The sequence below is a fragment of the Caulobacter sp. DMC95 genome (assembly GCF_056313785.1).
In genome coordinates, this window is record NZ_JBQUZP010000005.1 from 233045 (window position 1) to 259256 (window position 26212).

Here is a 26212-nt window from a genome sequence, read left to right on the forward strand (position 1 = left end):
GGGCGCTTCAGCAACAAGAAATGAGACCGGTACCATTTCTGGCTTGAGTGGTCAGACAAGTGCCCCCATAGTGCGCCCCAACAACGGCGATTGAGAGCCGTTAGCGCCTAGCTCAGCCTCGGGGAAACGACCGGATGACCACTACCCTCACCCGCCGCCTGTTCGGCGCGAGCCTTGCGGCCCTGTCGGCCGCCGCCCTGCCCGGCCTGGCGCACGCCGCCGGCCAAGCCTCCAAGACCTCGGGCGGCAAGCCGCTCTACAAGGACCCGGCCCAGCCGGTCGACGCCCGCGTGCAGGACCTGCTGTCGCGTATGACGATCGAGGAAAAGGCCGCCCAGCTGATCGGCATCTGGCTGACCAAGGCCAAGATCCAGACGCCCGAAGGCGAGTTCTCGCCCGAGGAAGCCAGCAAGAACTTCCCCAACGGCCTGGGCCAGGTGTCGCGTCCGACCGATCGCCGGGGCCTGAAGCCCGCCACGGTGGTGGGCGCCGCCGCCGGGGCCGAGGACGGCTCGATCGGCCGCAACGCCAAGGAAACCGCCAAGTACGTCAACGCCGCCCAGAAGTGGGCGATGGAAAAGACGCGCCTGGGCATCCCGATGCTGATGCACGACGAGGCCCTGCACGGCTATGTCGCGCGTGACGCCACCAGCTTCCCGCAGTCGATCGCCCTGGCCTCGACGTTCGATCCGGAGCTGACCGAGAAGATCTTCGCCGTCGCCGCCCGCGAGATGCGCGCCCGTGGCGCCAACATGGCGCTGGCGCCGGTGGTCGACGTGGCCCGCGACCCGCGCTGGGGCCGCATCGAGGAGACCTACGGCGAAGACCCGCACCTGTGCGCCGAGATCGGCCTGGCCGCCATCCGCGGCTTTCAGGGCGCGACCCTGCCGCTGGCCAAGGACAAGGTGTTCGTCACCCTCAAGCACATGACCGGCCACGGCCAGCCCGAGAACGGCACCAATGTCGGTCCGGCCCAGATCGCCGAGCGCACCCTGCGCGAGAACTTCTTCCCGCCGTTCGAGCGCGCGGTGAAGGAGCTGCCGGTGCGGTCGGTGATGCCGTCGTACAACGAGATCGACGGCGTGCCCTCGCACGCCAACCGCTGGCTGCTGACCAAGATCCTGCGCGAGGAGTGGGGCTACAAGGGTTCGGTCCAGAGCGACTACTTCGCCATCAAGGAAATGATCAGCCGCCACAAGCTGACCAACGACCTGGGCGAGACGGCCGTACGCGCCCTGCACGCCGGCGTCGATGTCGAACTGCCGGACGGCGAGGCCTATGCCCTGATCCCCGAGCTGGTGAAGGCCGGCCGCATTCCGCAATTCGAGGTCGACGCCGCCGTCGCCCGGGTGCTGGAGATGAAGTTCCAGGCGGGCCTGTTCGAGAACCCCTACTGCGACGAGAAGACCGCCGACGCCAAGACCGCCACGCCGGACGCCGTGGCCCTGGCCCGCGAAGCCGCGCGCAAGGCCGTCGTCCTCCTGAAGAACGACAAGGGCGTGCTGCCGCTGGACGGCAAGAAGATCAAGCGCATGGCGCTCCTCGGCACCCACGCCAAGGACACGCCGATCGGCGGCTACTCCGACGTGCCGCGCCATGTGGTCTCGATCCTCGAGGGCCTGACCGCCGAGTCCAAGGCCCAGGGCTTCGCCCTCGACTACGCCGAGGCCGTGCGGATCACCGAGCAGCGCGTCTGGGCGCAGGACGCGGTCAACTTCACCGATCCGGCCGTCAACGCCAAGCTCATCGCCGAAGCCGTCGAGGTCGCCAAGAAGGCCGATGTCGTGGTCATGGTGCTGGGTGACAACGAGCAGACCAGCCGCGAGGCCTGGGCCGACAATCACCTGGGCGACCGCGACAGCCTTGACCTGATGGGCCAGCAGAACGACCTGGCCAAGGCGATCTTCGACCTGGGCAAGCCCACGGTCGTCTTCCTGCTGAACGGTCGTCCGCTGTCGATCAACCTGCTGCAGCAGCGCGCCGACGCGATCATCGAGGGCTGGTACCTCGGCCAGGAAACCGGCAACGCCGCCGCCGACGTGCTGTTCGGCCGCGCCAATCCGGGCGGCAAGCTGCCGGTCAGCATCGCCCGCGACGTCGGCCAGCTGCCGGTGTACTACAACCGCAAGCCCACGGCCCGCCGCGGCTATCTGGATGGCGAGACCACCCCGCTCTACCCGTTCGGTTTCGGCCTGTCGTACACCACCTTCGACATCTCGGCTCCGCGCTTGGCCAAGGCCAGGATCGGCCAGGGCGAGACCGTCAAGGTCGAGGTCGACGTGACCAACACCGGCAAGGTGGCCGGCGACGAGGTGGTCCAGCTCTATGTCCACGACAAGGCGGCCTCGGTCACCCGTCCGGTGCTGGAGCTGAAGCACTTCAAGCGCGTCACCCTGGCGCCCGGGGCCAAGACCACGGTCACCTTCGAGATCAAGCCCTCGGACCTGTGGATGTGGAACCTCGACATGCAGCGCGTCGTCGAGCCGGGTGATTTCTCGATCCTGGTGGGTCCGAACTCGGTGGACCTGAAGAAGGCGACGCTGACGGTGGCTTAAGGCTCGGAAGAGCGCCTTTCTCTAAACCGATCTCCCCGGCGAATGCCGGGGCCCAGATCGAACCCATGGGCGTGAGCGCGTTGACCAAGGCCTTTGGCGGGTCAACCCCAAATGCTCAGGATGAATCTGGACCCCGGCATTCGCCGGGGAAGTCGGACATATATGTGACGCCAGCAAGGCGGCACCCAGGGAGCAAACTATGCGCCGTCTCGCGCCGATCCTGCTGGCCGCCGCCCTCGCCGGGCCCGCCAGCGCCCAGTCCCTGCTGAACGGCCTCTTCGCCGACCACGCCGTGGTCCAGCGCGACCGGCCGCTGCCGGTGTTCGGGACCGCCAAGCCAGGCGAGACCGTCACCGCATCCTTCGCCGGCCAAACCCTGACCGCCAAGGCCGGTCCCGACGGCGCCTGGCGCGTGGACTTTCCGGCCACGCCCGCCGGCGGCCCCTACACCCTGACGGCGACCACCGGCTCGGCCAAGGCCAGCGCCTCGGACGTCTTGGTCGGCGACGTCTGGCTGTGCTCGGGCCAGTCGAACATGGAGATGCAGGTCAGCGCCTCGGGCGACGCCTGGAACCAGATCAACAACGGCGCGCCCAACGACACCCTCCGCATGGCGACCATCGAGAAGGCCGACGCCCGCTCGCCCGCCAAGGATTTCAAGAAGCCACCCGCCTGGAAGCCGACCACCAAGGAAAACGTCGGCGCCTTTTCGGCCAGCTGCTTCTACTTCGCCCGCGAGCTGCAGAAGACGCGACAGGTCCCGCTGGGCCTGATCCACGCCTCGTGGGGCGGCTCGGGGATCGAGGCCTGGATGACGCCGGCGGCGCTGCGCAAGGTCGGCGGCTATGACGACGCCATCGAGGTCCTGAACCTGTCGATCAAGGACCAGGACGCCGCCAGCCGCCGCTGGGGCGAGGTGATAAAGGCCTGGTGGAGCGCCAAGAACCCCGGCCAGGCGGCGCTTGCGCCGTGGACCGGCGCCGGTAGCTGGACGGCCGCGCCACGCGATCTCGGCATCTGGGAACGCTGGGGCGTTCCGGCCCTAGCGCAGTTCAACGGCGTCGTCTGGTTCAAGACCGAGATCGAGCTGACCGCCGCCCAAGCCGCCCAAGCCGCCACCCTGGGTCTCGCTCAGATCGACGAGATGGACACCACCTATCTCAACGGCGTTGGCGTCGGCGCGACATCGGGCGCATGGCTGGACCGCCGCTACGCCCTGCCGGCCGGGGCGCTCAAGGCCGGCAAGAACACGCTCATAGTCTCGGCCTATGATACCTACGCCAACGGCGGCATGTATGGCGATCCGGCCAAGCGCGTGTTGACCCTGGCCGATGGGACGTCGCTACCGCTGACCGACTGGACCTACCGGATCGAGCCCCGCGCCGGCGGCGATCCGCCCAGAGCGCCGTGGGACACCCTGTCGGGGGTCTCCACCCTGTACAACGGCATGATCGCCCCCATGGGCCCCTATGCCTATGCGGGCCTCGCCTGGTATCAGGGCGAGACCAATGTCGGCCGCGACAAGGCCTATGTGAACCTGCTGGGCGCCTTCATGGCCGAGCGGCGCCTGGGGCAGTCGCCCGACATGCCAGCCCTGGTGGTGCAGTTGGCCGACTATGGCGGCTTCGCCACCGCGCCCGGTCTGTCCGCCGGAACCGCCGCCCTGCGCGACGCCCAGCGCCGGGCTGTCGCCGCTGATCCGCACTCAGGTCTGGTGGTCACCCACGACATTGGCGATCCCTATGACATCCACCCGGCCAACAAGCAGGAGGTCGGCCGGCGCCTGGCCCTAGCCGCCCGCCGCCTCTATGGCGAGCCGGTGACCACCGGCCCCGAGGTCGTCTCGGCCAAGCGGACCGGCGACACCGTGGTGGTCAGCTTCGCCCAGGTGGGCGGCGGACGCCTGGTCTCGCGCGGTTCGGACAAGGTGATCGGCTTTGAGCTGTGCGACACCGCCTGCCGCTGGGTCGACGGCCGTATCGACGGAAACACGGTGGTGCTGAGCGGGACGGGATCGAAGGTCCGCTTCGCCTGGGCCGACAGCCCGACCTTCAACCTGTTCGACGCCGACGACCTGCCGGCCGGGCCGTTCGAGGTCGAGGTGCGGTAGCAAGCCAAGCGCCCCCTCCGTCACGAGGCTTCGCCTCGCGCCACCTCCCCCGTCTTACGGGTGAGGAGGATGCGATCTTCCTCCTGCCCCGCTTGCGGGGGAGGTGGCGCGGCGCATAGCGCCGTGACGGAGGGGGCGTCCAACGCCCCTTAAGTAAGAATCCGAAGCCAAGTGTGATCACACCGGGGTTCTGTCGCGGGATGGGAGGGTCCATATCGCGACCATGTCCGTTTCCCCGCGCTCCCAGGCTCGCGCCGACGCTGCTCCGTTCACCGACGAGGAGATCGACCGGCTGGTCGAGACCTTCTATGCGCGGATCCGTCAGCACCACCGCTTGGGCCCGATCTTCGAGACCGCGATCGGTCCCGACGGCTGGCCTGAGCATCTGGCTAAGCTGAAGGACTTCTGGTCGTCAGTCCTGAACACCTCGGGCCGCTACAAGGGCCAGCCAGTGGCCGTCCACCAGGGCGTGGAGGGCATCACCGAGGGTCTGTTCACCCCTTGGCTGGGTCTCTTCCACATGACCTGCGCCGAGTTGTTCGACGCGCCCCGTGCGGCCTTCATCGGCCAGAGAGCCGAGCGGATCGCGGCCACCCTCAAGCTGGGGCTGTTTCACCGTCCCGGAGCGGTGGCTTGAGCCCGCGCGCGGGCCTGGCCGACCAGGGTTTTGTCCGCTTCGAGGCTGCAGAAACGTCGACCCTGCTGGGCCCGGAGGCGATGGCCGGGTGGAGCACGTTCGCCGACAGCTGGAACGACCTTGGCCTCGACACCTTCATGGCTGACGGCGGGCGCTATCGGCGTCGGCGGTTCGCCGCCTTCGCCGTGGCGCCGGGCCTGCTGGAGCGCAAGCCGCACCAGCCGCACTGGCAGAGCCGCGACTACAACCCGCTGAACGGCGGGGTGCAGCGCTGGTTCGACCCGATCACCGACGCGATCGCCGACCACCCGGTGTTGCGGGGCGTGATCGCCGCCGGGCTTGAGCTGTTCGACCCGCTGTCGCCCCCATCGGACAGGCCCTGGCACGTCGAGACCCACCAGTTTCGCATCGAAGCGCGGGCGGGCGAACAAGGCCTGCCCACGCCGGAGGGCGCGCACCGCGACGGGGTCGACTGGGTGATTGTCATGCTGGTGAACCGTCAGAACGTCGACAGCGGCGTCACCGACATCTTCGCCCCCGATGGCGCGAGCCTGGGCTCGTTCACCCTGACCGCGCCGGGCGACGCCGTTTTCCTCGACGACCACCGCGTCCTGCATGGCGTGACGCCCATCCGGCCGCGCGAATCTCAGGCCCCGGCGGTCCGCGATGTGCTGGTCGTCACATTTCGGCGCCCGGAAGAGGCGTAAGGTCTCGCTCGCGCGAGGGTTGCTGCGACCGTTTGCCTCACGCGTTAACTATTTGGACCGGGAGCCCCCCGTGTAACGGTGGCGTTCCGGCTCCTCGGGATCGGGCGTCCATTTCCATGTCTCGAGACGATCACGCCCTGCCGCACACCACTTCCGCCCAGCGCCGCGACGTGCTGTCCGGCGCGATGGCCGACGCCGTCCCGATCCTGATCAGCTATGTCGACCGCGACGAGCGCTACCGCTTCGTCAACCGCGCCTATGAGCACTGGTTCGGCGTGGATCGCGCCGAGATCGAAGGTCGCAGCCTCCGCGACGTGATCGGCGACGTCGCCTATGAGCGCCTGCAGGGCTTTGTGCGCCGAGCGCTGGCGGGCGAAACGCTCACCTACGAGGGCGAAGTCGAGTACCAGGGCGCCGGCGCCCGCTTTATCGAGGCGCGGTACGTGCCCGACATCGCGCCGGACGGCGAAATCCCCGGCTACTATGTGCTGATCACCGACATCACCGACCGCAAGCGCGCCGAGGAGACCGAGCGCCTGCTGATCCGCGAGGTAGACCACCGGGCCAAGAACGTCCTGACCGTCGTTCAGTCCCTGGCCCAGCTGACGCCGTTCGAGAGCAAGGACCAGTACGTTCAGGCGCTATCGGGCCGGATCGGCTCGCTGGCGCGCGCCCACAGCCTGTTGTCGACGACGCGGTGGAGCGGCGCGGACCTGCACGACCTGCTGCGCCTGGAGCTGGATCCCTATGGCGGCGAGGCCGGCGAGCAGGTCGCGATCCTGGGCCCGCCCGCCCTGATCGACGCCCAGGCCGCCCAGCCCCTGGCCCTGGTGATCCACGAACTGGCGACCAACGCCAGCAAGTACGGCGCCCTGTCGCGCCCGCTGGGCCGCTTGAACGTCGCCTGGAGCTTCGATGACACAGGCGTCCTTCGGCTGACCTGGCGGGAGGACGCCGGGATGTCGATCGCCGCGCCGACGCAGCGTGGCTTTGGCTCGACCCTGATCGCCAGCGCCGCCAATCAGCTGGGCGCGCAGATCGAGCACACCTGGCGGCCCCAGGGCCTGAAGGTGCGCCTCGACCTGCTGCAAGGCGCGCAGGCTCGTCCGGTCGAGAGGGCGGCGGTCTATCGGCCAGGCTCGCCCGCCGAGGCCGGGCCCAGCCTGAACGATCAGTCTGTGCTCGTCGTCGAGGACGAGGCGGTGGTGGCTCTGGAGCTGACGCGCGTACTGACCGCCGCCGGCGCCAAGGTCGTCGGCCCTGCCGGCACGGTTGAGGAGGCCATGGCGCTGCTGGACGCCCACCCCGTCGACCGCGCGCTGCTGGACGTCAATCTGGGCGGTCGCATGGTGACGCCGGTGGCCACGGCGCTGAACCGCCGAGGCGTCCCCTTCGTCTATCTGACCGGCTACCAGGAGCCTGAGGTCGATGACGGTCCGATCCTGCGCAAGCCTGTGCCGGCCAACGTGCTGGTCGGCGCCCTGGCGCGCGGCGCCCCGCTGGCCGCGCAATAGGCCGCGCCGCGCCCCGGATCGAAGCTTTGGGGACGATCTTGTCCGCAGCCTCACCTTGGCTCTTGAAATTGCAATTCGTTCTCAAGTAAGGACAGGCACCCTGTCGTTCAGCCCGCGTTCCGTCCGCCTGTGAAATCCGCCGCCGCCCAACATCGCCGCTCGTTCTGGCTGAAGCAGTTGCACCAGTGGCACTGGATCAGTGCGGCGCTTTCACTGATCGGCATGCTGCTGTTTGCGATCACGGGCATCACGCTGAATCACGCCGGCCAGATCGAGGCCGAGCCCAAGGTGGTCAGCCGCAAGGCGACCCTGCCGCCCAACCTGCTGGCGGTGCTGGCCCAGGGTCCGGAAGAGGGCAAGCGCCCCCTGCCCGTCCAGCTGGAACCCTTCCTGGACGAAGCCGTCGGCGCCGACGTGGCCGGGCGCGAGGGCGAATGGTCGGCTGGCGAGGTCTATGTGGCGCTCGCCCGCCCCGGCGGCGACGCCTGGGTGTCGATCGACCGCGAGACCGGCGCCGTCGAGCACGAAAAGACCACGCGCGGCGCGATCAGCCTGCTCAACGACCTGCACAAGGGCCGCAACACGGGCAAGGCCTGGGCCTGGTTCATCGACATCTTCGCGGCCGCCTGTGTGATCTTCACGGTCACCGGCCTGATCCTCTTGCAATTCCACGCCCGGGCGCGCCCGCTGACCTGGCCCTTGGTCGGGCTGGGCCTGGTCGCGCCCGTCCTTCTTGTCATCCTGTTCGTCCACCTCTGAGGCAGACCCCGTGAAGCGTTCGATCTCCCTGCTCACCTTCGCCGGCGCCGCCGTTGGCGTCCCCGCGATGGCCGCCGACCTCAATGTCACGGTCGAGGTGCCCAAGCTGAATGTGGCCGAGTACCACAAGCCCTATGTGGCCATCTGGATCGAGAACCCGGCCGACGCGTCGGCCGCCGGCACACTGGCCGTCTGGTATGACGCCAAGAACCGCGAGGACAACGGGGCCAAGTGGCTGAAGGACATGCGCCAGTGGTGGCGCAAGGCCGGCCGCGAGATGAGCTTCCCGGCCGACGGCGTCAGCGGCGCCACCCGCGCGCCGGGTCCGCAGAAGCTGGTCTTCTCGGGCGCCAAGGGCGCGCTCAAGACCCTCAAGCCCGGCCAGTACAATCTGGTCGTCGAGGCCGCCCGCGAGGTCGGCGGCCACGAAGCCGTCCGCGTGCCGTTCGCCTGGGGCAAGCCCGGAAAGCCCGCCACCGCCAAGGGCTCGGCCGAGCTGGGCGCCGTCACCGTTTCCGTGAAGTGAGAAAAGCCATGACCTTCAAGACGCGCCTGCTCGCCGTCGCCGCTGTTGGCGTCGCCCTGGCCCTGCCGATGTCGGCCTCCGCCCACCGGGGCTGGATGGTGCCGGCCTTCACCACCCTTTCGGGCGACAGCGCCTGGGTGACCGTCGACGCGGCCATCTCCAACGAGCTCTTCTATCCCGACCACCGCGCGATGCGCACCGAGAGCATCCAGGTGATCGCCCCCGACGGCGCGGCGGACAAGATCCAGAACGCCGCCACTGGCCAGTATCGCTCGACGTTCGACGTCCAGCTGACCAAGCCCGGAACCTACAAGATCTTCACCGCCAGCAACTCGGTCATGGCCAGCTGGACTGAGAACGGCGAGGTCAAGCGCTTCCGCGGTTCGCCCGAGGACTTCGCCAAGCAGGTCCCGGCCGGCGCCGCCGACCTGAAGACCATCAAGTCCAGCAGCCGCAACGAGACCTTCGTCACCCGCGACAAGCCCACGCTTGAGGCCCTCAAGCCCACCGGCCAGGGCCTGGAGCTGGTTCCGGTGACCCACCCGACCGACGTGATCGCCACCGAGGCGGCCACCTTCAAGTTCGTGATCGACGGCAAGCCGGCCGCCGATCTGGAGGTCACCTTCGTGCCCGGCGGCTCGCGCTGGCGCGCCAGCCCCGGCGAGATCAGGGTCAAGTCGGGTCCCGACGGCGCGGTGAAGGTCACCCTGCCGGAAGCCGGCATGTACTGGGTCAACGCCACGGTCCGCTCGGGCGAGACGATGCGCGGCGGCCCCGGCATGGGCGGCGCGCCGGGCGGCGCTCCCGCTCCGGCCACCCCGCTGGCGGGCGACGGCATGAGCGCCAGCTACACCGCCGTCATCGAAGCCCAGCGGCCTTAAACTCCTCCCCCGCAAGGCGGGGGAGGTGGCGCGGCGCGGCACGCGTCGCGACGGAGGGGGCGCTTCCCCTGCGTTGACGCCCCCTCCACCGCTTCGCGGTCCCCCTCCCCCGTTGCACGGGGGAGGATGAGATCGTCACCATGCCCCGCGTCCTCGTCCCCGCCATCGCCACGCCGCCCGCCCGTCCGGTGGGAGGGCTCGTGCGCGCGTTCGGCGGTCAGACCATGGGCACGACCTGGTCGGTCAAGGCGGTGCTGCCGGCGACCACCGACCTCGCGGCCCTCGAGGCCAGCGTCCAGCGCGCCCTCGACGCCGTGGTCGACCAGATGAGCCCCTGGGCGCCGCTATCAGACCTGTCGCGCTACAACCGCGCCGCGCCGGGAAGCTGGACAGTCCTGCCGGCCGACGCCCTGACCGTGCTGCGCCGGGCCCTTGAGGTCGCCGAGCAAAGCGACGGCGCGTTCGATCCGACGCTGGGGGCCCTGACCGACCTCTGGGGCTTTGGCCCGCGTCCGTTTGCTGGCCAGCCGCCGGAGACGAAAGACATCGCCCCGCGTCACGACGCCGCCGGGTGGAAGCGCCTCGTCCTGGACGGTGACGCCCTGTTTCAGCCGGGCGGGCTGAAGCTCGACTTGAACGGCATCGCCAAGGGGTTCGGCGTCGACCAGGCCGCCGCCGCGCTGGATCGCGCCGGCGTCAAAAGCTACCTCGTCGAGGTCGGCGGCGAGCTGCGCGGCATCGGCGCCAAGCCCGACGGCCAACCCTGGTGGGTCGAGCTGGAGCGCCCGCCGCCCTTCGAGCCCGCCGCCAACGACACCCACAAGACCCTCGTGGCCCTGCACGATCTGGCTGTGGCCACCTCGGGCGACTATCGCCGGTTCTTCGACCATGGCGGCCGGCGCTACGCCCACACGCTGGACCCGGCAACCGGCGCGCCGATCGTCCACCCCACGGTCAGCGTCACGGTGCTGGCCAAGGACTGCATGAGCGCCGACGCCTGGGCCACGGCCCTGACGGTCATGCCGCCCGAGCGCGCCCTGGCCTTCGCCGCCGCCCATGACCTGGCCGCCCTGATCGTCAGCCGAGGCCCCGCCGGCCTCGAAGAGCGCCTATCGCCCGCCCTGCAGGCGATGCTGGACTGATGCCCGACCTCTCCGTCCTTCCCCCCGAGGCCCGTCGCTGGTTCTGGGCCGGCGTCGTCGTGGCGCTGTACGCCTTTTTCTGCCTGGTCATCGCCCTGCGCGAGACTTGGCGCGGCCGTCAGGCGCGGCGGGCCGCCGAGGCCCTGTCGCAGGGCGCCGGCGAGCCGGTGCTGGTCGCCTACGCCAGCCAGACCGGCTTCGCCGAGGAACTGGCCACGGCCACGGCCAAGGCGCTGTCGGACGCCGGCGCCCCGGTCAGCCTGAAGGACCTCTCGGCTGTCACCGCCGGCGACCTTGCGGGCCGCGCACTGTTCGTGGTCAGCACCACCGGCGAGGGCGACGCCCCCGACCCGGCTCGCGCCTTCATCCGCGACGTAATGAAGGGGCCGGCCGACCTTTCGGGCCTGCGCTACGGCGTGCTGGCGCTCGGGGATTCCAGCTACGCTCACTACTGCGCCTTCGGCCGGTCGCTGGACGCCTGGCTGGCGGGCCAGGGCGCACAAGCCCTGTTCGACCGCGTGGAAGTGGACGACGCCGACCCCGCCGCCCTGCGCCACTGGCAGGGACAGCTGGCGACCCTGACCGGCGTCACCGACGCGCCCGACTGGACGGGGCCGACCTATGACGCCTGGACCCTGGCCGAGCGGACGCTTCTGAACCCCGGTAGCCCCGGCGGCGAGGCCTGGCATGTGCGCCTGACGCCGCCCCAGGGCGCGACCTGGCAGGCCGGCGACGTTCTCGAGATCGGCCCGCGCAATGATCCGGCGCAGGTCGCCGCCCTGGTCGCGGCCCTGGACCTGCCGACCGAGGCCGCCGACACCCTGGCGGGCCTTCGCCTGCCGCCGGACGATGGCGCGCTCGCCGCCCTGCGCGGCCTGTCCGTCGAGACCCTGGCCGAGCGCCTGACGCCCTTGCCCCACCGCGAATACTCAATCGCCTCGCTGCCCGCCGACGGCGGGGTCGAGCTGATCGTCCGCCTGATGACCCGCCACGACGGCGCGCCGGGCCTAGGTTCGGGCTGGCTATGCCGCCACGCGGAAATCGGCGCCGCGATCGAGGCCCGCGTGCGGGTCAACCGCAGCTTCCACGCGCCTGAAGCCACGAGGCCGCTGATTCTGATTGGCGCGGGCACGGGCCTCGCGGGCCTGCGCGCCCACCTCAAGGCCCGGGCCGCCGCCGGCGTGCGCTGGAACTGGCTGGTCTTCGGCGAGCGCGCCGCCGCCCACGACTATTTCCACCGCGCCGAACTGGAAGCCTGGAAGACCTCGGGCCTGCTGGACCGACTGGACCTGGCCTTCTCCCGCGACCAGGCCGAGCGGATCTATGTGCAGCACCGCCTGCGCGAGTCCGCCGACATCCTGCGCCGCTGGGTCGCCAACGGCGCGGCGATCTATGTCTGCGGCTCGCTGGAAGGCATGTCGCGCGAGGTGCATGCGGCGCTGGCCGAGATCCTGGGCGCCGAGGGTCTGGAGCGCCTGACCGACGAGGGACGGTATCGGCGGGACGTGTATTGAAGCGTCGCTGAGCGCCCCCTCCGTCACGTCGCCTTCGGCGCCGCGCCACCTCCCCCGCAAGCGGGGCAGGAGGGTGGCAGCCGCCTCCTCACCCGCGACGCGGGGGAGGTGGATCGACGCGGATACGCGGCGAGACGGAGGGGGCGCTCAGCCCCGCAAGAGCCCGTCCCGCTCTTCCGGCGTATTGGCCCCGCGCAGCCGCGCCAGCGCCTCGTCCGGAACCGGCAAGGCCGCCAGTCCCGCCCGCTCCACGAGCCGCCGTAGCGGCCAGCCGGCCTCGGCGTCGGACGGCAAGGCCGAGGCGTCCAGCACCATGGGCACGGGCAAGCCTTCATAGCAGCCGCCGTTCGCCAGCAGCGGCGCCAGGTCGTCCGGCGTGATGGTCGGGGCGTCGACCGCCAGCACCAGCAGCCGCGCGGTTCCCAGCGCCCGCGCGCCCGCCAGCACCCCGCCCACGGGTCCTGCGCCCGCCGCGTCATCGGCCACCCAGGGCAGGCCAAGATCCGCGCCGGCGGTCACCAGCGCCTGTGCGCCGACCGCCCTTGCCAGGTCCGCGACAAGGTCCACCGCCCGGCGGCCGTCCCAGTCCAGGGCGGCCTTATCGCGGCCCATGCGCCGAGAGCCGCCGCCGCATAGGATGATTGCGCCCAAAGAGGTCATGGACCCGGTTTAGCAGGAAAACCCACCGCTCTTCCAAGCGCCACCCGAAGCGGTCTAGTGTCCGCGCCGAAAAGGGACGGACTTAGAATGAACCAGCCTGTCGAGCGCCAGCGTCGTCGGACGACCCAGAGCGCCACGATCCGCGACGTGGCGGCCCGCGCCGGGGTCTCGCCGATGACGGTGTCGCGGGTCATCAATCGCGAGAGTACGGTCAAGGAAGAGACCCGCCAGCTGGTCGAGAAGGCCATCGCCGACCTCAACTACGCCCCCAACCCCGCCGCCCGCAGCCTGGCCGGCAGCGCGCCGTTCCGCATCGGCCTGCTCTATGACAACCCTTCGACGGGCTACCTGTCGGAGTTCCTGGTCGGGGCGCTGGACGAAAGCAGCCGCACCGGCGCCCAGATCGTCATCGAAAAGTGCGCCGAGCCGGAACTGGCCCGCGCCACCCTGGCCCGCCTGCTCAAGACCGGGGTCGACGGCCTGATCCTGCCGCCGCCGCTGTGCGAGTCGCCCGAGGTGCTGGCCGAGGTCCGCGCGGCGGGCGCCGCCGCCGTCGCCGTGGCGCCGGGGACGGCGAGCGCCGACATGGCCACCATCCGCATCGACAATGAGGCCGCCGCCTTCGAGCTGACTCAGCACTTGATCGGCCTGGGGCACAAGCGCTTCGGCTTCATCAAGGGTCACCCGAACCAGACGGTCAGCCAGCAGCGCCTGGACGGCTTCATGACCGCCCTCAAGGCCGCCGGCATCCCGCAGGACGCCATCCGGGTCGAGCAGGGCTATTTCACCTATCGCTCGGGCCTGGAGGCCGCCGAGCGCCTGCTGGCCGCCGAGCCGCGTCCGACGGCGATCTTCGCGGCCAATGACGACATGGCCGCCGCCACCGCAGGCGTCGCCCATCGCCTGGGTCTGGACGTGCCGGGCGACGTCTCGATCGTCGGCTTCGACGACACCTCGATCGCCGACAACATCTGGCCGCCCCTGACCACGGTTCACCAGCCGATCGCGGCCATGGCCCGCGCGGCCGTCGACTTGGTGCTGGAAGAAATCCGCCGCCACCGCGACGGCGGCGGCGAACCTCGGCAGCTGATGCACCCCCATACGCTGATCGTGCGGGATTCCAGCGGGCCGGCGGGAGCGTAGGGTCGCCAGCGCCCGCGAGCGCCCCCTCCGTCACGGCGCTGCGCACCGCGACACCTCCCCCGTTTCACGGGTGAGGAAGACCACCCATCCCTCCTGCCCCGCTTGCGGGGGAGGTGGATCGCTGCGGATACGCAGCGAGACGGAGGGGGCGCAAAGCCCGCCCCCCTAGCTCCGGTAATCCCCGTTGATCGCCACGTACTGCTTGGTCAGGTCACAGGTCCAGACCGTGGCCGAACCCCGCCCGACGCCGACGTCGACCGAGACCTCGAAGGCCTGGTTCTTGACGTAGGCGCTCATCTTGGCCTCGTCGTATTCGGCCGAGATCAGGCCGTCGCGAGCGGCGTAGAGGTCGCCGAACTTGACGCTGATCTTCTCGCGGGCCACCGGCTCGTCGGCGCGGCCCACGGCCATGACGATGCGGCCCCAGTTGGCGTCCTCGCCGGCGAAGGCGGTCTTGACCAGCGGGCTCTCGGCGATGGTGCGGGCGATCTTGCGGGCGCTGGCCGGGCTTTCGGCGCCGTTGACGGTGATCTTGACGAACTTGGTCGCCCCCTCGCCGTCCTTGACCAGCTGCAGGGCCAGGTCCAGCAGCACGCCTTCCAGCTTCTCGCGGAAGTCGGCCAGGCGCTTGTCGCCCGGACGGCTGATCTTGGGCGCGCCCGACTGGCCGGTGGCGAACAGCAGCAGCGTGTCATTGGTCGAGCGGTCGCCGTCCACCGTCACGCAGTTGAAGGTGGTGCGGGTATAGAGGCTGACCAGGGTCTGCAGGGCAGCCGGGGCGATGGCCGCGTCGGTGGCGACGAAGGCCAGCATGGTGGCCATGTCCGGCGCGATCATGCCCGAGCCCTTGGCGATGCCGGCGATCTTGACCTCGACCCCGTCGATCATCGCCGTGGCGTAGGCGCCCTTCGGGAAGGTGTCGGTGGTCATGATCGCCCGGCCGGCTTCGGCCCAGGCGTCGGCCTTCAGGCGGCTTTCGACCTCGGGCAGGCGGGCGGTGATCTTGCTGTCGTCCAGGATGACGCCGATGACGCCGGTCGAGGCCATCATCACGTCGCGCTGACGGCAGTCCAGGCGCTTGCCGACGGCCGTGGCCACGCGGCGCACCGCATCGGCGCCCGGCTTGCCGGTGAAGCTGTTGGCGCAGCCGGCGTTGACCACCAGGGCCCGCACGTCCGCGCCGCCGGTCGCCGCCAGCTGGCGCTTGCACCAGTCCACGGGCGCCGAGCCTACGCCGTGACGGGTAAAGACGCCCGCCGCCGAGGTGCCTTCGGCGAAGCGCATCAAGAGCAGGTCTTCGCGCTCGTGCTTGTAGAAGCCCGCGCGGCCCGTGGCGATCTCCACCCCGGCGATCGGCGGGATGGTCGGGAACGGCACGGCCAGCGGCGAGATCGCCAGGCCCGGCTTGCCCGCGCCGGTCGCGGCCTTGGCCGGAGCGGTTGGGGCCGGTTCGGAATCGCCAGCCGACTTCTGGGCGCGACGCAGGCCCGCACGCTTGAGGGCCGAGGTCAGCGGATCGACGATCGCGTCGATGACCCCGTGCGAGCGTTCGGCGGGCGCGGACTCGGCGGCGTTATCGGCGGGCGTTTTCGTCGTCTTGGTCATGAGCCGCTCTACGGGTTACTTCTTCGCGGGTTGGGCGGGAGCCGGCGGAGCCGAGGCCGGCGCGGCGCCCTGCAGCTCCGGCGGGGCCGAGGCGGGTTCCTGGGCGCTGCCGGCGGGCAGCTCCTGCGACTTGCCGATCATCATCTCAACCTTGGCCGAGCCGCGCAGCTTCTCGAGGATGTCGCGGACCTGATCATAGGTCAGGAAGCGGATGATTTGCGGGCGCGCGGCCTCCAGGGTGATCGGCTCCTCGACACGCTTGTCCTCGACACGGACGAGGACCCAGCCGCCCTCGGCCGCGAACGGACCGATCAGCGCGCCCTTCTGGGCGTCCTTCAGGGCCACGCCATAGGCCTCGGGCATCACGTCCAGGGTGAAGTAGCCAAGGTCGCCGCCGTTGAAGCGGGTGGCCTGGTCGGTCGAGCGCTCCATGGCCAGGGCGTCGAACGAGGCCCCGGTGGACAGGAGCTTCTTGATGCTCTCGGCCTCGGCCTGGCTGCCGACCAGGATCTGGCGGGCGCGGATCTCTTCCGAGCGCTTGGAGAGCTTCTGCTGCTCGGCGTAGAGCTTGCGGATGGCGTCCTCGGTGACGGCCTTCTCGACCACGCCCTCGACCAGCATGTCGCCCAGGATGCGCTCGCGGGCGGCGGCGAGGCGCCGCTGGGCCAGCGGGTCCTTGTCCAGCTTGCGCTTTGTGGCCTCGGCGGCCAGCAGCTTCTGGTCGATGACCTCATCCAGGCGCTGGCGGAACACCTCGCTGGAGATGTCCAGCGGCTCGCCCTCGCTGATCAAGCCTTGCGCGACGGCCTCGCGTTTGACGTCACTGGCCCAGATCACCTGGCCGTTGACGCGCGCCACGGCGGTGTCGCCCGGCTCGGGCGGCTTGTCGGCGACCTTGTTCTGGCCGCAGGAGGCGATCAACAACGCGCAGGCCACAGCGCCCAGCGCGCCCATCAGGCGGAAAGAGGTCTTCAAGGCCAAGATCTCCGGCTTTGCTGAGATGGGCTCTAGCGCGGTTTTTACCCAAGGGGAAACGGCTTCGCCGCTGAAAGCGTTCTGCCCTGCGAAAACCGCCCCTGAGACAGGGGTTTCGCCCCCTTAAACCCTCTCTGTTCTAGGGTCTTCGCGTTGACACCACGGGGGGCGGTGCTTAAGTCTCCGGCCGCACCGGAACGGCGTGTTTACGCGTTGTTGCGGCTCAAATTTCATCTCCGTAGTCGAGGCCTTCCAGCCTTAGCGCCGGCCTCCTCGTCCAAACCGCCCTCCGGATTCCCCCTGAATGCTTGGTTTCGCCAAAAAGCTCTTCGGCTCTTCAAACGAGCGCAAGGTCAAGACGCTGACCGCGCGCGTGGCCAAGATCAACGCCTATGAAGCCGAGTATTCGGCGCTCTCCGACGAGGCGCTGAAGGGCAAGACCGCCGAGTTCAAGGCGCGCCTGGAGAAGGGCGAGACCCTCGACGACATCCTCAATGAAGCCTTCGCCACGGTGCGCGAGGCGTCCAAGCGCGTGCTGGGCATGCGCCACTTCGACGTCCAGATGGTGGGCGGCATGGTGCTGCACTTCTCGGGCATCTCGGAAATGCGGACCGGCGAAGGCAAGACCCTGGTCGCGACCCTGCCAACCTATCTGAACGCCCTGGAAGGCAAGGGCGTCCACGTCATCACCGTCAACGACTACCTGGCCCGCCGCGACGCCGACTGGATGGGTCAGGTCTATAACTTCCTGGGCCTGTCGTACGGCGTGATCGTCAACGGCCTGAGCCAGGGCGAGCGTCAGCGCGCCTATCGCAGCGACATCACCTACGGCACAAACAACGAGTTCGGCTTCGACTACCTGCGCGACAACCTCGTCTACAGCGTCGAGGAAATGGTCCAGCGCGGCCACAACTTCGCGATCGTCGACGAGGTCGACTCGATCCTGATCGACGAGGCCCGCACCCCGCTGATCATCTCGGGCCCGACCGAGGACCGCAGCAGCTTCTACAAGACCATCGACGTCCTGGTGAAGGAGCTGATCCTCGACAAGTCGATGTACGATCACGACGAGAAGCAGAAGCAGGTCATCCTGACCGAAGAAGGCCAGGAGAAGATCGAAGAGATCCTGATGGCCGGCGGCCATCTGGCCGAAGACTCGGCGGGCCTCTACGACGCGGCCAACGTCTCGGTCGTGCACCACGTCAACCAGGCCCTGCGCGCCAACATCCTGTACACGCGCGACAAGGACTACATCGTCAAGGGCGGCGAGGTTGTCCTGATCGACGAGTTCACCGGTCGCATGATGACCGGCCGCCGCCTCTCGGAAGGCCTGCACCAGGCTATCGAGGCCAAGGAAGGCGCTGACATCCAGCCCGAGAACCAGACCCTGGCCTCGGTGACCATCCAGAACTACTTCCGCCTCTACAAGAAGCTGTCGGGCATGACCGGCACCGCGTCGACCGAGGCTCAGGAATTCGACGACATCTACAAGATGAGCGTCTCGGAAATTCCGACCAACCGCACCATCCAGCGCATCGACGACGACGATGAAGTCTATCGCACCGAGCGCGAGAAGAACGAGGCCATCCTCAAGCAGATCGCCGACTGCCACGTGCGCGGCCAGCCGATCCTGGTCGGCACCGTCTCGATCGAGAAGTCCGAAGAGCTGTCCAAGCTGCTGTCGACCTTCAGCTACGAGAAGGACGGCAAGAAGACCAAGGGCATCCCGCACCAGGTGCTGAACGCCCGCTTCCACGAGCAGGAAGCCGTGATCGTCGCTGACGCGGGCGTGCCCGGCGCCGTGACCATCGCCACCAACATGGCCGGTCGCGGCACCGACATCCAGCTGGGCGGCAGCATCGACATGCGCCTGTTCAACTGGCGTCAGCAGCAGCGCGGCATGGGTCTGGAGATCACCGCTGACGACGAGGCCGAGGAACGCGCCCGCCTCGAGGCCGAGATCGCCGACAAGAAGGCCCAGGCCCTGGCCGCCGGCGGCCTGTTCGTGCTGGGCACCGAGCGCCACGAAAGCCGCCGCATCGACAACCAGCTGCGCGGCCGCACCGGCCGTCAGGGCGACCCGGGCCGTTCGAAGTTCTTCCTGTCGTGCGAGGACGACCTGCTTCGCATCTTCGCCGGCGAGCGCCTGGACGCGATCATGCGCACCTTCGGTGTCCAGGAAGGCGAGGCCATCACCCACAAGTGGCTGAACAACGCCATCGCCACGGCGCAAAAGCGCGTCGAGCAGCGCAACTATGAGATCCGTAAGAACCTCCTGAAGTACGACGACGTCGTCAACGACCAGCGCAAGGCCGTGTTCGAGCAGCGCCAGGAGTTCATGGAGTCCAGCGACCTCTCGGAAATCATCACCGAGATGCGCCACGACACGATCGACGACCTGGTCGCCCGCCACCTGCCGCCCAAGGCCTATGCCGAGCAGTGGGACGTCGAGGGCCTGACCGAGCGCGTGAAGTCGATCCTGGGTCTGGACCTGCCGATCGCCGAGTGGGCCGCCGAAGAAGGCATCGCCGACGAGGAGATGAAGGAGCGCATCACCAAGGCGGCCGACGCCTATGCCGCCCAGCGCGAGGAGATCATCACGCCCGAGCAGATGCGCTCGGTCGAGAAGAACTTCCTGCTGCAGATGATCGATCTGCAGTGGCGCGAACACCTGATGCACCTGGATCACCTGCGCAACGTCATCGGCCTGCGCGGCTATGGCCAGCGCGATCCGCTGAACGAGTACAAGACCGAGGCCTTCTCGCTGTTCGAGAAGCTGCTGGGCGACCTGCGCACCAACACCACTCGCTGGCTGATGACGGTCGAGATCGCCTATGCCGAGCCGGAAGTGCCCTACCAGTCGCTGGAAGGCCTGCAGGAAGTCCACCTGGATCCGCTGACCGGCGAGAACGCCGCCGTCGCTGGCGCCATCCCGGACGGCCTGTCGTCCCAGCAGCGCGAAGCCCTGCCGGTCGCCGCCCTGCCTGAAGAGTGGGAGCGCACCAACCGCAACGCTCCCTGCCCCTGCGGCTCGGGCAAGAAGTTCAAGCAGTGCCACGGCTCGCTGGTGAAGTAGGCTGAAGCGAGCTTCGGATTTGAGCGCCCGCCCCGGGAGACCAGGGCGGGCGTTCTGCTTTTCAGGGCAGGACTTCCTGTCATCCCCGAAGCGCGCGGCGCTAGAGCGCGTTAGGTTTAAGTGTGAGCGGTTAAACCGCTCGAACGCGCTCTAAGTCTATGAATTAGAGCCTGTTTATCTGGTTTAGATGATTCCATCTAAACCAGACAGGCTCTAGAGCCGGGGTGACGCACGAGGCGGGAGCGCGACGACAAGGGCCGCGCAGACCAGCAGCGCTGCGGCAGCAATTGCCGAAATCCGTAGCCCCATCATCACATCGGCGCTGGCCAGCGCGCCGAAGATCGCCACGCCGGCCGCGCCGCCAACCTGACGACAGGCGTTGAGAGCGCCCGAAGCGGCCCCGGCCTCATGACGATCGACGCTGGCTAGCAGGCCGCTCGTCAGGGCCGGGATGGCCAGGCCCATGCCGCCCGGGATCAAGGCGAAGCCGGGCAGCATCGCGGCCATGTCGCTGTCGCCGCCCAGCCGCGCGGTCAGGGCGTAGCCGCAGGCGGCGATCAGCACGCCGCCCGCCGTGACCGCCTTGGCGCCGAGGCGCGAAACGAGGCCGCCGCTGGCCAGGTTGGAGACGATGAAGGTGGCCGTCAGCGGCAGGAAGGCCAGTCCGGCCTTGCCCGGCGGCCAGTGCAGGCCGCGCAGCATGTAAAGGCCCAGCACGAAGATCATCCCGTAATAGGTGAAGTTCAGGGTCGAGCCGACCACCACCGCCAGCCACGCCGGTCGCCGGGCGAAGGCGCGCAGCGGTATGACCGGATAGGGCGCGCGGCGCTGCCGGCGCAGGAACAGCCCCAGCAACGCCAGCCCCGCGACCAGCGCGCCCGCCGGGGCCGCGCCCCATCCCCGATGGCCGCCCTCGATCAGGGCCCCGACCACCAGGGTGACGGCGGCGACTGCCAGGAACTGACCGCTCAGGTCCGGCGGCGCGGACGGTTTGGGCGGCGTCGGCGGCGCGACGAGCTGGGTCAGGACCGCCCCGAGGAGGCAGATCGGCAGGTTTACGAAGAACACCCAGCGCCAGCCCAGGGTCTCGACCAGCAGGCCGCCCAGCACGGGTCCGGCGGCGATCGACACCCCGCCGGCGGCCGTCCAGCATCCCACCGCCGCCGCCCGTCGGCGGTCGTCGCCATGGGCGGCGTGGGCGATCAGGGCCAGCGACGGCGGGATCAGCAAGGCCCCCGTCGCGCCTTGCGCCGCCCGCGCCACGATCAGGCTCAAAGGCCCAGGGGCCAGGCCGCAGACCGCCGAGGCCGCGCCGAACAGCACCAGTCCCCAGACGAAGGTCCGCTTGGGGCCGACCCGATCGCCGATCGCGCCGGCTGACAGCAGCATCGCCGCCAGCGCCAGGACATAGGCGTCGACCAGCCACTGTAGCTGCGCGGTCGGGGCGGCGAAGGCTTCGCCGATGGCGTCGAGGGCCACATTGACGATGGTCACGTCCAGCTGGGTGACGAAGAACCCGAAACTGGCGGCGGCGGTGACCCAGCCAAGGCGGGGCGCGGGCGAAGAAGCGATCATGGGCCGTCTCATGCGCCCTCAAGCGGCTGTGTTGTTACACGCGCCGATGAACCATCGCGTGGCGATTGGGTCTAAGGTGGCGACATGGACGCCAACATCGCCTCCCCCGCCGCCCTGATCGGCGACCCGACCCGCGCGGCCATGCTGCAGGTGCTGCAGGACGGCAGGGCCCAGCCCGCCAGCGCCCTGGCCTGGGCGGCCGGCGTCACCGCCCAGGCGGCCAGCAACCACCTGGCCAAGCTGGTCGACGGCGGGCTGCTGGCGGTCGAGCGCCAGGGCCGCCACCGCTACTACCGGCTGGCCTCGGCCGAGGTGGCGCATGCGATCGAGGCCCTGTCGGTCATCGCCGCCCCGGTCCGGTCGCTGGACATTCCGCGCACGCCCAAGGCCCGCGCCCTGCGCGACGCCCGTTGCTGCTATGGCCATCTGGCCGGCCGCCTCGGTGTGAAAGTCTGCGACGCCCTGCTCGACCGCGACCTGATCCGTCCGACCGGGGACAAGCGCTATGAGGTGACCCCCGCCGGCCACGCCTGGTTCCAGGCGCTCGGCGTTGCGACCCAGAGCTTGCGCGGCGGCGGCGCGGCCCGCCCTTGCCTGGACTGGACCGAGCGCCGGCATCACCTGGCAGGCCCGTTGGGCGTGAAGCTGCTGGCGGCGATGACCGCGCAAGGCTGGCTCGCCCTGGAGCCCCAGGGACGGGCCGTTCGCCTGACACCGGACGGCGCGCGCGCCTTGCGGGACCGGCTGGGCGTGTCCCTGGACGAGGCCGGCCAGGCGGCCGCCTGACGCCGCCCCTCAAAAAAATCGAACATGAACGAAATCTGCCAGAGCGGTCGCCGACGCCGTTCAGCTTCACCCTGTCATGGTCTGTCTCACGGGGTTGCTGACCCCGGAGACTTTCAAAAGGGACGAAGGAGTTCTCTCATGTTTGGCAAGAAGACCAAGACCATCACCCTGACCCTGGGCGCCGCCGCCACCGCGCTGTCGCTGGCCGCCGCCCCGGGCGCCTACGCCATGGACCAGAAGCTGGGCGGCGTCGTCGGCTGCAAGGCCTCGGGCTCGAAGCAGGAAGTCGGCGCCGTGATCGGCGGCCTGCTGGGCGCGGTCGCCGGTTCGAACCTGGCCAAGAACGATCGCGGCACGGGTACGGCCATCGGCGCCGTGGTCGGCGCGGGCGCCGGTTCGCTGGTCGGCTGCAAGATGCAAAAGACCGACGCGGCCCAAGCCGTCGGCGGGGTCTACAAGTCGGGCGGCTACCGCTACGCCCAGACCGTCCAGGCCGCGCCGCTGGTGAAGATCGAGAAGAAGATGGTCACCCGCTCGACCGTCAACCTGCGGGCCGCCGCCTCCACCCGGGGCGAACGCCTGGGCGCGGTGGAGTCGGGCACGACCTTCCAGGCCCTGGGCCGCACCGCTGACGGCAAGTGGATCCTGGTTGGCCAGGACGGCGTCGGCGTCGGCTATGTCTCCAGCGCCTACGTCTACCGCGCCTAAGCGGGGCTAGAGCGATCGAGGGCTAAATCCCCTCGCCGAGCTTTCGGGGCGCGACCGCTCCGTCCCTCTGGCCGCGTTCCGAGAAGAGAGCCCGTCCGGTCCCCCCATGACCGGGCGGGCTTTTTCGTGGGGGTTACCAGCCGGCGGCGCCCTGCGAGTCCAGGACAAGGCCGATGATCTCCCCGGCCGTCCCCCAGCGTCCACAGTGCTGGCGGCTGACCAAACCGTGATCACCCCGCAAGACGTCCAGCGTCGTCACGGCGCCGCCGCTGCAGATACTGCGCCCGCCGCCGATCAGATCCAGCCCGCCAAACCACTGGATGTCGCGCGGCTCAGCTTCAAGACACGGACCGGCGATCAGGGCGTCCAGCTTGGCGCCTTCGGCCGCTTGCAGCACCCAAGCCGCGCGCTGGATTTCGATCGGTCTTTCCGGGGCGCCTAGAGGCGTCGGGACGAGGAGTTGCACCGTATTGACGCCGTCGGCGCGCCATGCGCCATCCGCCTGCCGTGCGAGGACGAGACTGCCAGCTGACAAACTGTGGTGTCCGCCGCTCCAGCTCAACATGACCCGCGTCCTGACCTCGGGGAGCGGCGGAGCTTGCAGCTTGGTGCGCAGATCGCGATGCGCCGGCAGCGCGGTGGGCGGCGGCGTCCACGCTGCGGCCGGAAGCTTGGCGAGATCAATCTTGCCAAACCCCGGACAGCTGTGGCGTACAGCTAGCGACCTGAAGCGGGCGACGGGGTCTATCGGACGAGCCGACGTCGCCGAAGACGAGATGAGCAGGAGGCACAAGCCCAGGCCAAGCGCACGCTGCATTCTTCTCACCCCAGGGTTTAGTCCACTCTGAATGAGGCGTCCGACGACTTCAACCCGTCAAGGCGCTGACCCCGCCCAGCCAGGTCTGCCAGACCACCACCAGCGCCCAGTGCAGCAGCACCGCCGGCCAGACCGAGCCGGTCACCCGCTTGGTCACCGCGCAGCCCAGGCCCAGCACCGCGCAACACAGCAGGAAGTCAGGCCTCAGGAACACCGGCGCGGCGTTCGGCAGGAAGGTCAGGGCCTCGACCCCATGCCACAGCACGTAGAGACCGGTGGCGACCCCGATCTCCACCCACGGCCGCCGCCCCTCGCCCGGGCCGGGCGTCAGGACAGCGCGGAAGGGGATCTCTTCGCCCAGGGCGGGGATCAGGATCACGGTCAGCATCCGCAGCGCCAGGCCCGGCTGGGTGGGCGTGAGGTGATAAAGGCCGCTCGCGAAGCCGATGACGGCCACGGTCGCCAGGGTGATGGCGGAGACCATCAGGCAGAACAGCCACTCCCGCGCGGTCGGCAGGGTGCGGAGGCTGGTGACGAGGCGGCGGCGGTAGGTGTTCAGACTGTGCGCCATCATCGCTTCATTGCCCCCCAGTAGCCGTCATGCCAGCCCTGAAATGATGGGATAGACCGACGCTGGCAATGGGTCAGCGGCCGGCCCACAAGCGGACATCGTGATCGTCTGTTCGGGGTGGGAAACGGACGCTCAAAGTCCTCAGGGTATGTTGAAGTGATCCCAGAAGCTTGCCGACTTTCGTCCTATCTCTTTCCCAATCACGCCGTCGCGATTAGAGAGCCACTCACACAGATGGGCCAACAGGCTTACGAAAGCTCCTACCGCTAGGACGACACCCCCTCCCAAAAGCCAGTTTCTGGGGGCAATGTGCATCCAATCGGCACCGGGGTTCCGCAAGAAGAGCGTGAAGGCCATCAAAGCGGCCACCCCTAACGTCGGCAGCACAAAGCGGATAATCACCTGAGCGCTCCTGCTGGTGGAAGTGGCATCGTCATAGAGCGAGACAAAATCAAAAGAGGTCAATGTCCGCTCAGGGTCGTGCGCAGTCTCGCGCCTTCCTCCAGAAACCCGACCTTCCCGGTGAACGCCGGGATCCAGATCGAACCCAGGAGCATCCATCCGGTCAGCGCGGCGCGAGATCGCATCATCCCCAGCCGCTCCAGATGAATCTGGGCCCCGGCATTCGCCGGGGAGGTCGGTTGTAAAAGTATCCGCCGAGGGTCGAACTCGGAAATCAGGCCATCGCCCGAACCCCTCACCCTCACACCGCTACGCGGCGGGCCCCACCCTCTCCCGCAAGGGGAGAGGGAAAAACACCCTCACGTCCGCCACCGCAGCGTCTGGTCCCGCACCGGATTCACAAACGGCCGTCCCTCGCGGCGGCTGGCGTTCCATTCGCGTTTGCACTGGTGGTACCAACGGGCCTGCTGGTCGGCGTCGCCCACCCACATCAGGGGCGGGTTGCACTTGAGGCCCGGGGTCTGGTTCTCGACGATCTTGCCGTCCTGGCGCAGGAAGGCCCGGGCGGCGATGCGGATGACCGGATAGAGGGCCGTGAAAGCCCAGTGATCCGACCACATGATCTGGTTCATCCGGGTCTTGTGGGCGTTGATCGGGGTCATGGCCGACAGGGCCAGCACCTGCTTGTCGCCGACCGTCACATGCTCCCAGCGCAGGCCCGGCAGGCGGAAGGTGATCTCGGTCAGCGGCTCGCCGCCCAGGATGGCGTAGGCCTTGGAGTTCTTGGACGGCTCGTGCCGCACCATGGTGAAGCCGGCCTCGCTGGGGGCGAAACACTTCTTCTTCTCGTGCTGGCTGGTTTTGGTCCGCCACCACCATTGCTGGTGCACGTAAGGCCCGTGGGCCGGGTCGATCAGGCCCAGCACCGCGTGGTCGATATGGATGTCGTAGTCCAGGTGGTCGACCAGCTTGGGCTTGCCGCCCACCACGCCCGGGATCACCGGCGGCGGCTCGGGCGGCGCTCCGTCAAAGCGCGGGTCCGAGGACATCCAGATCCACACCAAGCCCTGGGCCTCGACCGTGGGATAGCGGCGCACCCGCACCTTGGAGATGTCGAAGTCGCTATCGGCGGTCAGGGACGGGATCGCCGTACAGGCGCCGTCGGGCCCGAAGCGCCAGCCGTGATAGGGGCACTCGACGCTGTCGGTCCCGTCGGCCTCGCGGACCAGCCGCCCGGCCGACAGGGCGGCGGCGCGGTGAGGACAGATGTCGCGGATCGCATAGACCTCGCCACCGCGCGTGCGGCCCAGCAGCACCGGCTCGCCCAGATATTCGCGCTTGGACTTCGTGCCCGGCTTCAGGTCGGGCGACAGGGCCGCCACGTACCAGGCGTCCCAAACGAAACCCTCACCAAACTTGTCGGCGGCGGCTTTGATCGGCTTGGAAGCGTCGTCGGGCATAGTCTGGCTGTGCATCAAGTTGATTGCGGTTTCACGACGGTGCGAGACGGGGATAACAGCGTTCTTAGCTTAGCAGCGCCCCCTCCGTC

22 protein-coding genes and 3 pseudogenes are annotated in these 26212 nt (G+C 69.1%); 16 read left to right on the forward strand and 9 right to left on the reverse strand.

What is annotated here, in order from left to right; translation table 11 throughout:
• The first annotated feature begins 134 nt into the window (after window positions 1-134).
• The 9 genes and pseudogenes from ACT53N_RS13825 (at window position 135) to ACT53N_RS13865 (ending at window position 9689) form a co-directional block, all read left to right on the forward strand.
• Window positions 135-2555 (forward strand): glycoside hydrolase family 3 N-terminal domain-containing protein, encoded by a 2421-nt coding sequence (locus tag ACT53N_RS13825; RefSeq protein ID WP_476064437.1) that lies wholly within the window; start codon window positions 135-137, stop codon window positions 2553-2555.
• 199 nt (window positions 2556-2754) lie between these two features.
• A complete protein-coding gene (locus ACT53N_RS13830) occupies window positions 2755-4665 on the forward strand; it encodes a sialate O-acetylesterase (RefSeq protein ID WP_476064438.1) in 1911 nt (636 codons plus the stop codon).
• Between the two features lie 6 nt (window positions 4666-4671).
• Window positions 4672-4792: pseudogene (locus ACT53N_RS13835) on the forward strand (hypothetical protein); the annotation flags it as partial.
• 96 nt (window positions 4793-4888) lie between these two features.
• Window positions 4889-5302: a group III truncated hemoglobin gene (locus ACT53N_RS13840; protein WP_476064439.1), complete on the forward strand. Its 414-nt coding sequence runs from the start codon at window positions 4889-4891 to the stop codon at window positions 5300-5302.
• Entirely contained in the window at window positions 5299-6009 is a 711-nt protein-coding gene (locus ACT53N_RS13845) for a 2OG-Fe dioxygenase family protein (protein WP_476064440.1), read from the forward strand. Before ACT53N_RS13840 ends, ACT53N_RS13845 begins: the two co-directional genes overlap by 4 nt.
• Before the next feature lie 32 nt (window positions 6010-6041).
• A complete protein-coding gene (locus tag ACT53N_RS13850; RefSeq protein WP_476064441.1) occupies window positions 6042-7523 on the forward strand; it encodes an HWE histidine kinase domain-containing protein in 1482 nt (493 codons plus the stop codon).
• A gap of 129 nt (window positions 7524-7652) precedes the next feature.
• Window positions 7653-8282 carry a PepSY-associated TM helix domain-containing protein gene (locus ACT53N_RS13855; protein ID WP_476064442.1) on the forward strand — a complete coding sequence of 210 codons (630 nt, stop codon included), beginning with the start codon at window positions 7653-7655 and terminating at the stop codon, window positions 8280-8282.
• Between the two features lie 10 nt (window positions 8283-8292).
• Window positions 8293-8808 (forward strand): DUF2271 domain-containing protein, encoded by a 516-nt coding sequence (locus ACT53N_RS13860; RefSeq protein ID WP_476064443.1) that lies wholly within the window; start codon window positions 8293-8295, stop codon window positions 8806-8808.
• Window positions 8805-9689, forward strand: coding sequence for a DUF4198 domain-containing protein (locus tag ACT53N_RS13865; RefSeq protein WP_476064444.1), 885 nt, complete (start codon window positions 8805-8807; stop codon window positions 9687-9689). Before ACT53N_RS13860 ends, ACT53N_RS13865 begins: the two co-directional genes overlap by 4 nt.
• Here ACT53N_RS13865 and ACT53N_RS13870 read toward each other — a convergent pair.
• Window positions 9667-9817: pseudogene (locus ACT53N_RS13870) on the reverse strand (hypothetical protein). The gene ACT53N_RS13865 and the pseudogene ACT53N_RS13870 overlap by 23 nt on opposite strands.
• 60 nt (window positions 9818-9877) lie before the next feature.
• Between ACT53N_RS13870 and ACT53N_RS13875 the strand changes: the two are divergent.
• Window positions 9878-10831 carry an FAD:protein FMN transferase gene (locus tag ACT53N_RS13875; protein ID WP_476064532.1) on the forward strand — a complete coding sequence of 318 codons (954 nt, stop codon included), beginning with the start codon at window positions 9878-9880 and terminating at the stop codon, window positions 10829-10831.
• Window positions 10831-12345: a sulfite reductase subunit alpha gene (locus tag ACT53N_RS13880; protein ID WP_476064445.1), complete on the forward strand. Its 1515-nt coding sequence runs from the start codon at window positions 10831-10833 to the stop codon at window positions 12343-12345. The genes ACT53N_RS13875 and ACT53N_RS13880 overlap by 1 nt, the downstream gene beginning before the upstream one ends.
• Before the next feature lie 147 nt (window positions 12346-12492).
• On the opposite strand, the gene mobA is transcribed toward ACT53N_RS13880, so the two are convergent.
• Complete coding sequence (gene mobA / locus ACT53N_RS13885; RefSeq protein ID WP_476064446.1) at window positions 12493-13005, reverse strand: molybdenum cofactor guanylyltransferase; 513 nt, start codon at window positions 13003-13005, stop codon at window positions 12493-12495.
• Between the two features lie 87 nt (window positions 13006-13092).
• On the opposite strand from mobA, the gene ACT53N_RS13890 reads away from it, so the two are divergent.
• Window positions 13093-14148: a LacI family DNA-binding transcriptional regulator gene (locus tag ACT53N_RS13890; protein WP_476064447.1), complete on the forward strand. Its 1056-nt coding sequence runs from the start codon at window positions 13093-13095 to the stop codon at window positions 14146-14148.
• A gap of 16 nt (window positions 14149-14164) precedes the next feature.
• Window positions 14165-14270, forward strand: a pseudogene (locus ACT53N_RS13895) (hypothetical protein); the annotation flags it as partial.
• A gap of 43 nt (window positions 14271-14313) precedes the next feature.
• Here the strand turns inward: ACT53N_RS13895 and argJ are convergent.
• On the reverse strand, window positions 14314-15753 hold the full coding sequence (gene argJ, locus ACT53N_RS13900; RefSeq protein WP_476064448.1) for a bifunctional glutamate N-acetyltransferase/amino-acid acetyltransferase ArgJ: 1440 nt from the start codon (window positions 15751-15753) through the stop codon (window positions 14314-14316).
• Window positions 15754-15768: 15 nt separating this feature from the next.
• Window positions 15769-16734 carry a peptidylprolyl isomerase gene (locus tag ACT53N_RS13905; RefSeq protein WP_476064449.1) on the reverse strand — a complete coding sequence of 322 codons (966 nt, stop codon included), beginning with the start codon at window positions 16732-16734 and terminating at the stop codon, window positions 15769-15771.
• A gap of 298 nt (window positions 16735-17032) precedes the next feature.
• On the opposite strand from ACT53N_RS13905, the gene secA reads away from it, so the two are divergent.
• Window positions 17033-19804: a preprotein translocase subunit SecA gene (gene secA / locus ACT53N_RS13910; protein ID WP_476064450.1), complete on the forward strand. Its 2772-nt coding sequence runs from the start codon at window positions 17033-17035 to the stop codon at window positions 19802-19804.
• Window positions 19805-20017: 213 nt separating this feature from the next.
• On the opposite strand, the gene ACT53N_RS13915 is transcribed toward secA, so the two are convergent.
• On the reverse strand, window positions 20018-21391 hold the full coding sequence (locus ACT53N_RS13915; protein WP_476064451.1) for an MFS transporter: 1374 nt from the start codon (window positions 21389-21391) through the stop codon (window positions 20018-20020).
• Window positions 21392-21463: 72 nt separating this feature from the next.
• Between ACT53N_RS13915 and ACT53N_RS13920 the strand changes: the two genes are divergently transcribed.
• Together ACT53N_RS13920 and ACT53N_RS13925 are read left to right on the forward strand one after the other, a co-directional pair.
• Window positions 21464-22165, forward strand: coding sequence for an ArsR/SmtB family transcription factor (locus ACT53N_RS13920; RefSeq protein WP_476064452.1), 702 nt, complete (start codon window positions 21464-21466; stop codon window positions 22163-22165).
• A 138-nt stretch (window positions 22166-22303) separates the two neighbouring features.
• Window positions 22304-22873 (forward strand): SH3 domain-containing protein, encoded by a 570-nt coding sequence (locus ACT53N_RS13925; RefSeq protein ID WP_476064453.1) that lies wholly within the window; start codon window positions 22304-22306, stop codon window positions 22871-22873.
• A 133-nt stretch (window positions 22874-23006) separates the two neighbouring features.
• Here the strand turns inward: ACT53N_RS13925 and ACT53N_RS13930 are convergent, their stop codons facing one another.
• From ACT53N_RS13930 to ACT53N_RS13945, 4 genes are all read right to left on the reverse strand, one after another.
• Window positions 23007-23690, reverse strand: coding sequence for a hypothetical protein (locus tag ACT53N_RS13930; RefSeq protein WP_476064454.1), 684 nt, complete (start codon window positions 23688-23690; stop codon window positions 23007-23009).
• Window positions 23691-23739: 49 nt separating this feature from the next.
• Window positions 23740-24264, reverse strand: a complete 525-nt coding sequence (locus ACT53N_RS13935) for a CPBP family glutamic-type intramembrane protease (RefSeq protein ID WP_476064455.1) — start codon at window positions 24262-24264, stop codon at window positions 23740-23742.
• 458 nt (window positions 24265-24722) lie between these two features.
• Window positions 24723-24851, reverse strand: coding sequence for a hypothetical protein (locus tag ACT53N_RS13940; protein WP_476064456.1), 129 nt, complete (start codon window positions 24849-24851; stop codon window positions 24723-24725).
• Between the two features lie 171 nt (window positions 24852-25022).
• Window positions 25023-26123: a Rieske 2Fe-2S domain-containing protein gene (locus ACT53N_RS13945; RefSeq protein WP_476064533.1), complete on the reverse strand. Its 1101-nt coding sequence runs from the start codon at window positions 26121-26123 to the stop codon at window positions 25023-25025.
• Window positions 26124-26212 lie beyond the last annotated feature (89 nt).

Excerpts from the sequence above, each read along its gene's own strand:
- ACT53N_RS13825 (WP_476064437.1), top strand. The coding sequence starts at position 135 with ATGACCACTACCCTCACCCGCCGCCTGTTCGGCGCGAGCCTTGCGGCC.
- ACT53N_RS13830 (WP_476064438.1), top strand. The coding sequence starts at position 2,755 with ATGCGCCGTCTCGCGCCGATCCTGCTGGCCGCCGCCCTCGCCGGGCCC.
- ACT53N_RS13840 (WP_476064439.1), top strand. The coding sequence starts at position 4,889 with ATGTCCGTTTCCCCGCGCTCCCAGGCTCGCGCCGACGCTGCTCCGTTC.
- ACT53N_RS13880 (WP_476064445.1), top strand. The coding sequence starts at position 10,831 with ATGCCCGACCTCTCCGTCCTTCCCCCCGAGGCCCGTCGCTGGTTCTGG.
- mobA (WP_476064446.1), bottom strand. The coding sequence starts at position 13,005 with ATGACCTCTTTGGGCGCAATCATCCTATGCGGCGGCGGCTCTCGGCGC.
- ACT53N_RS13890 (WP_476064447.1), top strand. The coding sequence starts at position 13,093 with ATGAACCAGCCTGTCGAGCGCCAGCGTCGTCGGACGACCCAGAGCGCC.
- argJ (WP_476064448.1), bottom strand. The coding sequence starts at position 15,753 with ATGACCAAGACGACGAAAACGCCCGCCGATAACGCCGCCGAGTCCGCG.
- secA (WP_476064450.1), top strand. The coding sequence starts at position 17,033 with ATGCTTGGTTTCGCCAAAAAGCTCTTCGGCTCTTCAAACGAGCGCAAG.
- ACT53N_RS13915 (WP_476064451.1), bottom strand. The coding sequence starts at position 21,391 with ATGAGACGGCCCATGATCGCTTCTTCGCCCGCGCCCCGCCTTGGCTGG.
- ACT53N_RS13920 (WP_476064452.1), top strand. The coding sequence starts at position 21,464 with ATGGACGCCAACATCGCCTCCCCCGCCGCCCTGATCGGCGACCCGACC.
- ACT53N_RS13925 (WP_476064453.1), top strand. The coding sequence starts at position 22,304 with ATGTTTGGCAAGAAGACCAAGACCATCACCCTGACCCTGGGCGCCGCC.
- ACT53N_RS13930 (WP_476064454.1), bottom strand. The coding sequence starts at position 23,690 with ATGCAGCGTGCGCTTGGCCTGGGCTTGTGCCTCCTGCTCATCTCGTCT.
- ACT53N_RS13935 (WP_476064455.1), bottom strand. The coding sequence starts at position 24,264 with ATGATGGCGCACAGTCTGAACACCTACCGCCGCCGCCTCGTCACCAGC.
- ACT53N_RS13940 (WP_476064456.1), bottom strand. The coding sequence starts at position 24,851 with ATGATGCGATCTCGCGCCGCGCTGACCGGATGGATGCTCCTGGGTTCG.
- ACT53N_RS13945 (WP_476064533.1), bottom strand. The coding sequence starts at position 26,123 with ATGCCCGACGACGCTTCCAAGCCGATCAAAGCCGCCGCCGACAAGTTT.